Raw genomic sequence first — 12,065 nt, forward strand, 5'->3', positions numbered from 1 at the left:
GCAGCGAAATGGGTTAATGCATGGCCATCCGCCAAGACATCGTCGGAACGCACTACCGCTACCCCGATTACTTCGAGGTCGGCCGCGAGAAGATGCGTGAATTCGCCGCGGCCATCAAGGACGAGTGCGAGGTGAACTCGGGCGTCGTGGCCCCCATCACCTTCCTGGCGGTCGCGGGCCGGCGCGTGCAACACAAGATCTTCACCGAGATGGATCTGCCCATCAACGTGGCACGCGTGTTGCACCGCGACCAGAAGCTCAAGTTCCACCGCCCCATCAAGGCGGGCGACCGGCTGTACTTCGACAGCTACCTGGACAGTGTGCTGGAGTCGCACGGCATGGTGACGGCCGAAGTGCGGGCCGAGGTGACCGATGCCGACGGCGAACCCGTCGCGACGAGCATCGTGACCATGATCGGCGAGGCCGAAGGCCACGAAACCGACGCGGCTTCCATGGCCGCGAACATCGCCTCGCATCGCAAGGCTTAGCGGCCTCGACGGTCCTGCCGATAGGTGCTGGGGGTTGTCCCGAACCAGCGCTTGCAGCTTCGGGTGAAGACGCTCTGCTCGGCGTAGCCGAGCTGCCTGCTCAGATGATCCAGACTCAGATCGGTATCGGACAGCAGTCGCTCGGCAGCCTCCCGACGGGTTTGGTCGACGAGCTCGGCGAAGGTCGTGCCCTCGGCTCCGAGTCGCCGCTGCAGCGCCTTCGGATGCACCCCGAGGTGTAAGGCGATGTCCCCCAAACCAATCGCTCCGGTCGGCAGTAGCTGCCGAATAAGGAGACGGGCCAGCCGGCTGGAATCCGGTTTGCGGTTGGCCTGAGTGCCCGTCAAGTAGTCGACGGCGGTCTGGTGCGCAAGATGGTCCTTGGGCAGCGATTTCTGCATGTCGGTGGCGCGCAGGGTGAAACCGCCGACAGGCTCGCAGAAGAACGGCGGACAGCCGAAATAGCGCTGATACCCCGCGGCCGCGGTGAGTGCCTGGTGCGGTAGATGAACGGACACAGGCCGGTAGCTCCCGCCCAGGAAGTGGTGCAGCACCCGCAGTGTGACACCCAACGACAGTTCGACTGCCTGCGCCTGCGGAGGGGCGGGGGTCAGTAGATACTCGAACTCGAACCTGCAAAGCTCCGGATCCCGATGCTCCGTGACCCGAGTGCCTATCGCCGGACAGTATGCGCCCATGAACTTTTCGAGAATCGCGAACGCGTCGGAGACCGTGGCCGCCGTGCGCGCCGCCAAACCCACCGGCCCCAGGATTTCGATGCCCTGCCGACGGGCCAGTCGGCGCCCGAAGTCCGGTGCGTTCAGGGCCATCGCGGTCTCCTCCAGTGCGCGAGCACCGTTGCGCAGAGAGATGAACCGCTCGTATGAACCGGCGTCCGGCGACGAAACCCGCGCTCTGGCAAGCAGTTCGCTGCCGTCTCCGCCGAGTTCGGCCACCAGCTGGTGATAGTTGGTGAGCGCCGAACCCCGGATCACCGACATGTCTCAAACTGTCAAATATTTGTCTTCCAATGTCAAGACAAGCAGGCGCGATGTGCTGCACGATCAACGTTCGGCGAACAAGTTCGTCATAACAGGAGAGGGTGAGCCCGTGAAGGTTTGGTGTACGCGGTGGACAAAATTATTGGTCGTGATGAGCACTGTCGCATTGGCGGCGGGACTTACCAGCTGCTCGAAAGAGTCTGATTCCCAGAAGCTTTCCACCGATGAAGCCAAGGCTATCGCCATGGACGCGTACATCTATGGCTACGCCCTCATCACCATGGAGATGACCCGCCGCGTAATGACCAACGTGGAGAAGGTCGAATCTCCGCGTGCCCCAATGGGACAGCTCATGCGGATGCGCGAGTATCCCAACGCGGCCTTCCGCGATGTCACCGCGCCGAATGCCGACACCCTGTACACGAACGCATTCCTCGACGTCGGCAAGGAACCGTGGGTCGTGAGCCTGCCCGATGCCCATGACCGCTATTACCTGCTACCCATGCTCGACGGGTATACCAACGTCTTCGAGGTACCCGGCAAACGCACGACGGGCACCGGCCCCCAGACTTATGCCATCACCGGCCCTGGCTGGAAAGGCGAACTGCCCCAAGGGGTCAAGGAATACAAGTCGCCGACGTCGATCGTGTGGCTACTGGGTCGCATCTACTGCACCGGAACCCCGGAGGATCACGCCGCCGTCCACAAGATGCAGGACGACATCTCGCTGGTGCCGTTGAGTTCGTACGGCAAGCAGTACACCCCGCCCGCCGGCACCGTAGACCCGAGCATCGACATGAAAACCCCTGTCCGTGACCAGGTCAACAATCTGAGCACCAAGGCGTACTTCGACCTGCTGGCCACCCTGATGAAAGACAATCCACCCACCGAGGCCGACAAGCCGATTGTGGAGAAGATGGCGAAGATCGGCATCGAGGCCGGAAAACCCTTCGGCGCCGACACCGTCAGCGCCCTGCAATCGGTGCCCAAGGAAGCATTCGGCAAGATCATGGCGCACTTCAAGGACGCCGGCGAGAACATCAACGGGTGGGTGTTCACCACCAAGACGGGCGTATACGGCACCGAGTACCTACAGCGCGCAACGGTCACCGCAATCGGGCTGGGCGCAAACCGACCCGAGGATGCCGTCTACCCCACCTCGGACGTCGACAACGCCGGGAAACCGTATGACGGGTCACGTGAGTACGTGCTGCACTTCGACAAGGATCAGCTACCACCTGCCGAGGGGTTCTGGTCACTGACGATGTACGACGCGGCAATGTTCTTCGTCGACAACCCACTGGACCGGTACACACTGAGCCAGCGCAACAACTTCGCGACCAACCCCGACGGATCGGTGGATTTGTATCTGCAACACAACAATCCCGGACCAGGAAAGGAGTCAAACTGGCTCCCCGCACCCGAGGGTAAGTTCAACCTCATGCTCCGCCTGTACTGGCCGAAGGAGACTCCGCCGTCGATCATTGACGGCACCTGGAAACCACCCGCCGTGCAACAAATCCCGTAAGGAGATATCCATGAAACTCGTTGTCACAAGCCTGTTTACAGCATTGGGCGCCGCAGCACTCTTCACCGCGGTGGCCGCGAACGCCGAGCCCGAGCGGCCGCCGAACTGTACGGCGGCCGACCTCGCCGGGGTCTCGGCGGGCGTCGCCGCCTCCACATCGAGTTATCTGTTCACCCACCCGGAGGTCAACGACTTCTTCACAAGCCTTGCGGGCAAGCCGCACAGCGAGATGCAGAGCGCGGTGAAGGCCTACTTCAGCACCAACCAGGAGGCCGAGAACGATCTGCGCTCCATCCGCCAGCCCGTGGTCGACTTCCGCGAGCGCTGCCAGCTGCCGCAGGAGCGGCAGCCATGAGGCGCGGCACGGTCGCGATAACCGCCGCGGTGGTCTTCGCGGGGCTGCTACCCATTGCGCCGCCGACGGCCAATGCCGACGTCTGCGTGGGCGGCGGCCGCCGAATCTCGGTGAGCGGCTGCATGAACGTCGCCGACACCGTGCAGCGATACGCACCCCCGCCCGAGGACTATGCGCCGTTGCCGGACGATCCTCCACCCCCTCCCCCCGCGCCGAACGTTCACGCGTGCGTGGGCTACAACGGCCGCTGGGTCAGCGCGAGCGGCTGCAACCCCTGACGGTAAGCGGCTAACGGCCTTTTTCGAGGCCGGCGATGTACTCGACAAGAGCCGGGTGCAGTCGGTGCTGCCGGAAATCGGCGGCTGGGTCGGGCCGCCAGAAGATCGGAAGTTCGTTATCTTCGGCTGCGCGATGACACTTCAGCAGCACGTCGTCAGTCAATGTCTCGGCTGCCCGTCGACGCAGCGCCGATTTGAGCTCGTCGGGCAGTACCACCCACACCGCTTCCGGCTTCAGATCCACGCTCACTGCGCTAAGCCACTGTTGGCCATATCGGCCAGACTCAGCTGAGTGCCCGGCGCCGCCGGCGAGTCGCGCAGGATGATCGCCGACGGCTCGACGCCCTCGGGAACGTCGAACGCGATGGACGCCACGATGCTGTCGCCGGGATCGATGTCCGCACCGAGCACGGGCTGTGAGGCACTCTGGTCTGCGTCCACGGTTTGATCACCGGCGATAAGTTGCTGAATTGCCGGCTCGAACCGCTGGCGGTCGGCACCGTCGTTGATCACACGCACACCGACCAGAACGTGGCCCCCTTGCGCAGTCCGGGGCAGCCCAGGATCGCCCGCGACCAGATACGCCGTCACATCGGTCACCGCAATGGCTAACTGGCCGGATCGTCCCTCATGTCCGAGGTCGGCCGCTTCGGATGTGACCGAAGCAACTTCACTGAGCGGCATCGACCGAGGGACGCTGATGTTCCTACTGTCATCGAGCCCTAACAGCGTGGCAACCACAATGAAGGTCGCGATAACGCCACCGAAAAGCATCGGCGCTGCAGGAAAATCGCTACCTCGGGAGAAGTGGGCAATGCCGGCCTCACCCTCCAGCCAAGGTTGAGTCACAATACTAATCCTCAATTCGGGGTAGCGGTACTACAGCTGAACGCCCCCGCGATTGACTAAAGGCTAACATCAATAGGGCCTATCGGCACGCTGGCATATTCGTTACAGACGAGGGCTGGCTGTTTGCGAGGAACGACTGTCAACACCGGGCTTCGGGCTGGTTCAGCTTTGCTGATCTGGGGGTTGACCAGCAGACTCCCCACCACGACGTGCAGGGATGGCAGCATGTGAGCAGCGAGGGCACCGCACAGGCGAGCTAGTTAGCGGATGGATCTCCGCCGACACTCATGCCCCCCAGGCGGCAACGACGAGGCCGGCGCCCCTGATCGGCAACGAAATCCTCGTCAGCCGTATTGGGCTGCGAGCTTGCCGATCACCGCGGTGAACTCCTCCATGGTGGTGTCGAGGATGTCCCGCACAGACTCGACCGCACCGATGCGCCCGGCCACCTGCCCGCCGAGTGGCACGAAGGTGTCCATGTCGCCCCCGAAGTAGAGGTCCAACGGATTCCCGGTCTCCATGAGCGACACCAGATCCCGCCGTTCCATCTCTTCGGTGCGCTCGCTGCGCAGGGCGCGCAGACCCGGCTTGGTCAGCCTGTTCAGTAGCACGGTGTCGGTCTCGCGCGCAGCGACCACCGCCGCCTTCCAGTTGCCGTGGATGGGTGACTCGGCGGCCGACATCATCCGGGTACCCATCTGCACACCCTCGGCACCGAGCGCGAAAGCCGCAGCCATCGAGGCTCCGTCACAGATGCCTCCGGCGGCGATGATCGGAACGTCCACATGCGAGCGCACGAGTGGCAGCAGCACCATGGTCGACGCACCTTTCGGATCCTTGAAACCGCCGCCCTCGACGCCCTCGACCACCAGGCCGTCGACTCCCGCGTCGACGGCCTTGAGAGCGGCCGCAAGCGTCGGGACGACATGAAAAACGGTGAGCCCGTTGTCCTTGAGGATTCGGGTGTACTTGTTGGGGTCACCCGCGCTGGTGGTCACGAACGTCACGCCCTGATCGACCACGAACTGCGCGATGGACGGGTCTCGCACGAAGGCCTGCGCGATGTTCACCCCGAATGGCTTGTCGGTGAGCTCACGCATGACGCGAATCTCGCCCTTGATGGCATCGAGCTCGCCGGAGCTTGTTTCGATGATGCCGAGTCCGCCGGCCTCGCAGACCGCACTGGCCAGCTGGGATCGCGCGATCCAGCCCATCGGAGCCTGCACGATGGGACGCTCGACACCCAGCATCTCGGTCACCCGGTTTGTGATCACGCATCGAACTTACGCCGCCGACACCGCGCCCTACGGCGAGGATGCGCGATACGAAACCACCAGCGCACGGCCGTATCTGCGTCGAGGGAAGACCTAGCCGAAGAACATGTTGCGACGACCCGCGAGCAGCCGGTACAGCGTCTGCTGGATGGTCTCACGGACCTGGTCGGTGACCTCGAATGTCACCATCGGGTCATCTGCCGCAGCCTCGTCGAACCCGTCCGTCGGGATGGGTGTGCCGAACTCGATATGCCACTTGGACGGCAGCGGCACCAGCCCGACGGGACCGGCCGCGGGGAACAGCGGGGTCACCGGGAAATAGGGCAGTCCGAACAGCCGGGCGATCACCTTCAGGTCGGCGATCATCGGGTAGATCTCCTCGGACCCGACGATCGAGCACGGGATGATCGGCGCTCCGGTACGAATGGCTGCCGCGACGAATCCTCCGCGACCGAATCTCTGCAGCTTGTAGCGATCCTTGAACGGCTTACCCAGTCCCTTGTATCCCTCGGGGAATACGGCGGTCAGCTCGCCCGCGGACAGTAGCCGGTGCGCGTCGGCGGTGCACGCCAGCGTATGACCCGCCTTTCGCGCCAACTGTCCCAGGAACGGTGCATCGAACACCATGTCGGCGGCCAGGTTGCGCAGTGTGCGGTTGCCGGGGCACCGGTCGTGCACGGCCACCGAGAGCATCAGCCCGTCAAGCGGCAGCACACCCGCATGGTTAGCCACAACCAGGGCCCCACCCGTCGCGGGAATGTTCTCGACCCCGGTCACGTCCACCCTGAACCATCGGTTGAACAGTGGCCTGAGCAAAGGAAGTAGCAGCGACTCGTTGAGATGCTCGTCGAATCCGAAATCGTCGACGCTGTAGTCGCCGCCGACTCGGCGGCGAATGAACTCAGCGACGGCGGCAATGTTGGCCGCGAGGGCAGTCAGCGACTCTTCATCTCCCAGAGGGGCGTTGCCCTGTGCCGCACGAATCTCGTTGAGGTCGTGGATGACTGCGGCGGTATCCGCGGAATCTCCAGTCGGCGCATCGTTGGCCAACGATGACGGATGCCGCCGGCCGGCATCGGCCCGCGCCTCGGCCCGGCGAGCACGTGCAGCATGGCGTTCCGAATTAACCTGCAGTTGAATGACTTTCGCCTTCGTGTCGCCTGCCATGCTTCTCACCTCCGCCCTATGCCTACGAACTGATCTTCTGCGCGAGAGCCACCGCGCGATCTCCCAATGAGCGTACCCACTCCGGCTCGATTACTGGAGTGATCCCGCGTCCCCGGACGTAGTCACCAAAGGCCCCAACGGTCGTCCACTTGGGCTGATACCCGAGTTCGACCTTCATACGAGTGTTGTCGATCGCGCGCCCGTAGGCCAACCAGTCACGCTGTTCGGAACTCAGTTCGGTGTACCGGGTGCCCTTGGTGAACGACGCGATACCCGCCACCGCAAACGACGGCACCGGAATGCCGAGTTGTCCGGAACGGCGAACCGCCTGCGACATCATCATCATGCCGTCGGCCGCGATGTTAAAGGTGCCCGCCTTACCCGCCATGGTGGCGCGCTCAAGCGCGCCGAGCGCATCCTGCTCATGCAGCAGCTGCAGGCGGGCGTCACGCCCGAACACGGTGGGCACGAGCGGACCCGCCAGATAGCGCGCCAACGCGGTGTCCATACCGGGGCCGATCAGGTTGGCCAACCGCAGGATCGTCACCGCCACATCGGGGCGCCGTCGGGCCAGACCGCGGGCATAGCTCTCGATATCGATGCTGTCCCGCGCGAACCCGTCGGACGGTGGACGGCGCGCGCCCATCTCCTCGGTGAACATCACCGGATCCCGGGGGCCGGCTCCATAAACCTGTGCGGTGGATTTGACGACAACGCGCTGCACGGTGGGCGCCTTCTGGCATGCTGCGAACAGCTGCATCGCACCCATCACGTTCAATTCCTTGAGCGCGGCGCGCCCACCCGAACGCGGAGAGAACGAAGCCGACGCGGTGTGCACCACCGTGTCGACCTCGCCGTTGCGGATGACCTTCGCGATGAACGGGTTGCGGATATCGGCCCGCACGAACTCGGCCCGACCCATCCTGCGCAGCAGATCCTTGCTTGGGGCGACAGCGTCTACCGCGATGACACGGTTGATCATCGGGTTCTGCACCAGACGCGCAGCCAGATAACCCCCGAGGAATCGGCTGGCTCCGGTGACCAGCACCACCCGCGGGTAGTGCAGATTGGTCTCACCGGTGCTCACGGACGAAGCCTATCCATCACGGCACCAATGGGCATCCTGAGCGGATACCCACTAACGCAAGGTTTACTTACCGAGTTTTCTGCGCTGAACCCGAGTGCGGCGAAGCAGCTTGCGGTGCTTCTTCTTGGACATACGCTTACGCCGCTTCTTGATAACTGAACCCATGAACTCCTGCTAACTACTTTGAAATCGTCTTTACCGTGGACGCGTGCACAGCGGCTTTTTCCCAGCCGTACACAAGGCGCCCTAACCCCAAAAAGGCTTACGCCAGGGTGCCGCATGACTCTACCTGCTGCGGCCTCAGGTCAGGAAACCGGCAGAACCGGCGGCCCGCCAGGGGGCTTCTCCCGCTTCCGGGGCCTTATCCGGCGTCGAAGTAGGAGGCCTGCAGCAGATCGTTGACCGCCTTGGCGTGTACACGGAACGACCGGCCGACCCGTACCGCGGGCAGCTCGCCGTTGTGCACCAGCCGGTAGACGGTCATCTTGCTCACGCGCATCAGCGCGGCGACCTCGGCGACCGTAAGGAACTGAGCCTTGCCGGATTGGCCAGCAGCCGCCGCGTCCCGGCCCGGCTTGGCGCCGGCCCCGTCGCGTGCGGATGGCCCGTTGATTGACGTCATCGCATACCCATTTCCCTAGGCACGTGTCGTGCCGCCAATCTTCCCCATCGGCGGTACGGACACGCACGTGCTAGAAGGAGAATAGCGGGACCAGTGGGGTTACTGATACCCGTGTGGGCTAATTGATCAAGATTTGGTTAAATTACTCTGATGTGATTCCGAGCTGCTCGGAGCGTGTTTTTGCGGCTTCAACGGCGGCATAGACGCTTGCCCGCAAACCTCCACGTTCCAGTTCGCGCAGCGCAGCGGCGGTAGTACCACCCGGCGAGGTAATCGTTGCACGAAGCTCGGCAGCGGTCGTATCGACCTCCGTACGGGTCTGCAGTCCGGGGGCCCGATTTTCGTCCGTCTCGGCCCGTTCCAGCAGCATCGCGGCGGATCCGGCCATGGTTTGGATGACCAGATCGGTGGCGACGGGCCGCGTGAGACCCGAGGCAACCCCCGCATCGACCAGCGCCTCGACGAGCAGGAAGAAGTAGGCCGGGCCCGATCCGGACAGCGCGGTAACGGTGTCCATCTGCGATTCGGCCACCTTGATGACGCTGCCCACCGACTCCAGCAGCTCGGCAACGGCACTGAGCTGCTCGTCGGTCGCAAATCGGCCCTTGGCGACAGCGCTGACCCCGGCGCCGACAAGCATCGGGGCATTGGGCATCACCCGCACCACCGGAGCCCCGGCGGCCAGCTTGGATTCGAAGAAGCTCGCGGACACTCCCGCGGCCACCGAGACCAGGACCTGCTCGGTCTCCCGGTCACTGCCTTCTGCGTCCAGTTTCGCCAGCGCCGCGGCGATCTCGCTGGTCGCGCTCTCGACATCGGACGGTTTGACCGCCACCACGATGAAATCGGCGCCTTCGACGGCGTCGGCCACCTCGCTGACGCGGATGGAATACGCCTCTGCCAGAGCCTTTGCGCGGGCGGGGACCTTCTCGGACACGACGATGTCCTTGGCCTGCCGTCCGGCCCTCAGCAGCCCGGAGATAAGTGCTTCGCCGATATTGCCGCCACCGATGATTGCGATTCTGGACATGGCGACCAGCATGGCAGACCCATTAGCGCACCCGGAAACGGCTTTCTGAGCTCCAGAGCAAGGTGCCGGGGCGGTATGTAGGCGGCGATATGCACATTCGCGCCGATTTGTGACTATTCGCAGACCTGCGCGCAGATGGTGGCGCACGGTGGGATAACCGGACTACAAGTTACATATGTCACAACCGCAGCGTCGCGCGCAGACCGCCCCAGTTTTCGCACCGGAATCCTGGGGCACCGGGCTACCGGACGGCGTGCAGGGCTGGGCACAACCCGAGTTCTCCCGGGTGGTCCGCAAGTTCGCGTCGATGTATGTCGGCCGTACCGGGGGTGGCGCGCTCTGCGCCTATGTCGACGGCGAACCCGTGCTCGACATCTGGGCCGGTGAGGCGCGTCCCGGTGTGCCGTGGACCCGCGATACCGCGCCGATCGTGTACTCGGCCTCCAAAGGGGTGACCGCCACCGTTATCCATCGTCTGGCCGACCGAGGGCTGCTGGCCTACGACGCCCCGGTCGCCCGCTACTGGCCGGAATTCGCCGCCAACGGCAAAGAGGCGGTCACGGTGCGTGATGTCCTGGCCCACAAGTCGGGGCTGGCGGCGTTGGCCCCGATCGCCTCCACCCCGGAGGAACTTCTCGACCACGAACTGATGGAGCGGCGACTCGCCGCCGCGCCTGTCGGGCGCTATTACGGGAAAGCCGCGTATCACGCGATGAGTTATGGCTGGCTCCTTGCCGGCCTCGGGCGTGCGATCACCGGTAAGGACATGCGCACGCTCTATCGCACCGAACTCGCGGAGGTCCTCGAAGTAGACGGCATCCATCTGGGACGCCCGCCCGCCGATTCACCGACGACCCCCGCAGGGATCTACGCGCAGCTCGACAAGGCCGTGAAGACGCCATTTCTTTCTCGTGGCCTATCCTATCGGGGCGCGCGTGGTGGACGCCCTGCCGGGCGCGCGGGGGGCCACTGGAGCGATCCACGTGCCCGGGGCCGAACGGATCGTGGCCGACGACGGGCACGCAACCGCTCCGCTGTACGACACCCAGATGGGCGCGGGCAACGCCATCTGTACCGCCCCGGCCCTGGCCAAGCTCTACGGCGCGCTGAGCAACCGGGGAAGCGTGGACGGGCGGCAGCTGCTGTCGGCGGAGAAGACCGCCGAACTGGCCGGCGGACGCGGGATCAGACCCAATGTCGCGGTCACCCGCGATATCTGGGAGCTCGGCTACCACTGCATTCCCGCGCCGGGATTGGCGGGAGGATTCGGACATATGGGCGCCGGCGGTTCAACCGGATGGGCAGACCCGAACCGCCACATAGCCGTTGGGCTGGCACACAACCATTTGATACTTCCCAATCCGCTGCACAATGTGGCTTTCCCCCGCCTGTGGGCGGCGACAGTGCGGAGTGCACGCTAGGCCGTGGCCGCAAGCGCCTCCCGGTCCTCGGCGGCGAACGTGTCTTCCAGTTGCAGCGGCGAGTAGTCGAGGTCGATCTCGCCGAGCGGACGGCCGCGGGCGCTGCTGATGGTCCCGAACCGGCGCATTCCCTTGTCGGCCGAATACTGCATGAACTCGTCCAGCACGAGCCCGAACGGAGTGTCGGCGCCGTAGAGGCCGAAGCCTTCCTCGGTGAGACGCAACGCGATCGGGATGAGTTCGTTCATCCGGGCCTCGAAGACCGACCAGTTGGCGTCGTCGGCGGCCACGTGGCGCCGGCAGGTGAAGGTGCCCCAGGCCATGTGCCGACGCTCGTCGTCACCGATCCGGCGGATCAGCTCCTGCATACCGGGCAGGATGCCTCGGTCAACACAAATCTTGTGCCATGCAAAGTATCCGGTGAGTGCCAGCATGCCCTCGACCACGTGGTTATAGGTCACCGAGGCGCGTACCTGGGCCGCCGCCGACGGGTCGGCGGCCAGCGCCCCCAGGGCATCGGGGAGCTCATCGAAGAAGATCTCGCGGTAGGCCGGAAGGTCGTCGAGGTACCCGTGCAGGTCGTCACTGACCCCGACTGCGTCAAGCCAGAGCCTGAACACCTGCGTGTGCTTTGCCTCTTCAAAAGCGAACTGCGTCAAGTACATCTCGTCACCGAGTCGTCCCTCGGCACGCATCGCCGTCATGAACGGCTGGATGTCCTGGGTCACCGATTCCTCACCTGCGATGAACTGCGCGCACAGCCGTGTCGCGTAGTCACGTTCCCGATCGGTGAGCGCGTCCCAGTCCGCCCGGTCGCGCGAGAAGTCAATATCGGCCGGATCCCAGAACTTCGCATTGCCGCCGACGAACAGCTTGAGCGGCAAGGAATCCCAGTTGAGGCCTCCCTTGCGTAGCGATCCGTAGTGTGTCCGCGTCATGAGGGCCTCCTAGCGTCGACGTTGACC

General features: G+C 64.3%; 14 protein-coding genes and 1 pseudogene. 5 read left to right on the plus strand and 10 right to left on the minus strand.

Going from position 1 to position 12,065, the window contains the following annotated elements:
* Nucleotides 1-20 precede the first annotated feature (20 nt).
* Nucleotides 21-488 carry an FAS1-like dehydratase domain-containing protein gene (locus MSTE_RS20505; protein WP_070915546.1) on the plus strand — a complete coding sequence of 156 codons (468 nt, stop codon included), beginning with the start codon at nucleotides 21-23 and terminating at the stop codon, nucleotides 486-488.
* On the opposite strand, the gene MSTE_RS20510 is transcribed toward MSTE_RS20505, so the two are convergent.
* On the minus strand, nucleotides 485-1,489 hold the full coding sequence (locus tag MSTE_RS20510; RefSeq protein WP_096503974.1) for an AraC family transcriptional regulator: 1,005 nt from the start codon (nucleotides 1,487-1,489) through the stop codon (nucleotides 485-487). The genes MSTE_RS20505 and MSTE_RS20510 overlap by 4 nt on opposite strands.
* A gap of 109 nt (nucleotides 1,490-1,598) precedes the next feature.
* On the opposite strand from MSTE_RS20510, the gene MSTE_RS20515 reads away from it, so the two are divergent.
* Genes MSTE_RS20515 through MSTE_RS20525 form a run of 3 tightly spaced genes read left to right on the plus strand, consistent with a single transcriptional unit; the run spans nucleotide 1,599 to nucleotide 3,650 of the window.
* A complete protein-coding gene (locus tag MSTE_RS20515; protein ID WP_096506171.1) occupies nucleotides 1,599-3,017 on the plus strand; it encodes a DUF1254 domain-containing protein in 1,419 nt (472 codons plus the stop codon).
* Between the two features lie 10 nt (nucleotides 3,018-3,027).
* Nucleotides 3,028-3,372, plus strand: coding sequence for a heme-binding protein (locus tag MSTE_RS20520; RefSeq protein ID WP_096503976.1), 345 nt, complete (start codon nucleotides 3,028-3,030; stop codon nucleotides 3,370-3,372).
* Entirely contained in the window at nucleotides 3,369-3,650 is a 282-nt protein-coding gene (locus MSTE_RS20525) for a hypothetical protein (protein WP_096503978.1), read from the plus strand. The genes MSTE_RS20520 and MSTE_RS20525 overlap by 4 nt, the downstream gene beginning before the upstream one ends.
* A gap of 10 nt (nucleotides 3,651-3,660) precedes the next feature.
* Here MSTE_RS20525 and MSTE_RS20530 read toward each other — a convergent pair whose 3' ends face one another.
* From MSTE_RS20530 to proC, 8 genes are all read right to left on the minus strand, one after another.
* The gene (locus MSTE_RS20530; protein ID WP_231896932.1) at nucleotides 3,661-3,894 is read right to left on the minus strand and encodes a hypothetical protein; all 234 of its coding nucleotides are present in this window, start codon (nucleotides 3,892-3,894) and stop codon (nucleotides 3,661-3,663) included.
* Between the two features lie 2 nt (nucleotides 3,895-3,896).
* Nucleotides 3,897-4,499, minus strand: a complete 603-nt coding sequence (locus MSTE_RS20535; protein WP_157997726.1) for a DUF4352 domain-containing protein — start codon at nucleotides 4,497-4,499, stop codon at nucleotides 3,897-3,899.
* 344 nt (nucleotides 4,500-4,843) lie between these two features.
* Nucleotides 4,844-5,773, minus strand: a complete 930-nt coding sequence (locus MSTE_RS20540; RefSeq protein WP_096503982.1) for an NAD(P)H-dependent flavin oxidoreductase — start codon at nucleotides 5,771-5,773, stop codon at nucleotides 4,844-4,846.
* A 93-nt stretch (nucleotides 5,774-5,866) separates the two neighbouring features.
* A complete protein-coding gene (locus tag MSTE_RS20545; RefSeq protein WP_096503984.1) occupies nucleotides 5,867-6,940 on the minus strand; it encodes a lysophospholipid acyltransferase family protein in 1,074 nt (357 codons plus the stop codon).
* A gap of 22 nt (nucleotides 6,941-6,962) precedes the next feature.
* Nucleotides 6,963-8,027 (minus strand): SDR family oxidoreductase, encoded by a 1,065-nt coding sequence (locus MSTE_RS20550; protein WP_030096488.1) that lies wholly within the window; start codon nucleotides 8,025-8,027, stop codon nucleotides 6,963-6,965.
* 63 nt (nucleotides 8,028-8,090) lie between these two features.
* Complete coding sequence (locus MSTE_RS20555; RefSeq protein ID WP_003402602.1) at nucleotides 8,091-8,192, minus strand: 30S ribosomal protein bS22; 102 nt, start codon at nucleotides 8,190-8,192, stop codon at nucleotides 8,091-8,093.
* 196 nt (nucleotides 8,193-8,388) lie between these two features.
* Nucleotides 8,389-8,649 (minus strand): helix-turn-helix domain-containing protein, encoded by a 261-nt coding sequence (locus tag MSTE_RS20560; RefSeq protein ID WP_030096487.1) that lies wholly within the window; start codon nucleotides 8,647-8,649, stop codon nucleotides 8,389-8,391.
* Nucleotides 8,650-8,791: 142 nt separating this feature from the next.
* Nucleotides 8,792-9,679 carry a pyrroline-5-carboxylate reductase gene (gene proC / locus MSTE_RS20565; RefSeq protein WP_191985241.1) on the minus strand — a complete coding sequence of 296 codons (888 nt, stop codon included), beginning with the start codon at nucleotides 9,677-9,679 and terminating at the stop codon, nucleotides 8,792-8,794.
* A gap of 175 nt (nucleotides 9,680-9,854) precedes the next feature.
* On the opposite strand from proC, the pseudogene MSTE_RS20570 reads away from it, so the two are divergent.
* Nucleotides 9,855-11,100, plus strand: a pseudogene (locus MSTE_RS20570) (serine hydrolase domain-containing protein).
* On the opposite strand, the gene MSTE_RS20575 reads toward MSTE_RS20570, so the two are convergent.
* Nucleotides 11,097-12,038, minus strand: coding sequence for a R2-like ligand-binding oxidase (locus MSTE_RS20575; RefSeq protein ID WP_096503986.1), 942 nt, complete (start codon nucleotides 12,036-12,038; stop codon nucleotides 11,097-11,099). The pseudogene MSTE_RS20570 and the gene MSTE_RS20575 overlap by 4 nt on opposite strands.
* Nucleotides 12,039-12,065 lie beyond the last annotated feature (27 nt).

Source organism: [Mycobacterium] stephanolepidis, from assembly GCF_002356335.1.
Lineage (GTDB): Bacteria > Actinomycetota > Actinomycetes > Mycobacteriales > Mycobacteriaceae > Mycobacterium > Mycobacterium stephanolepidis.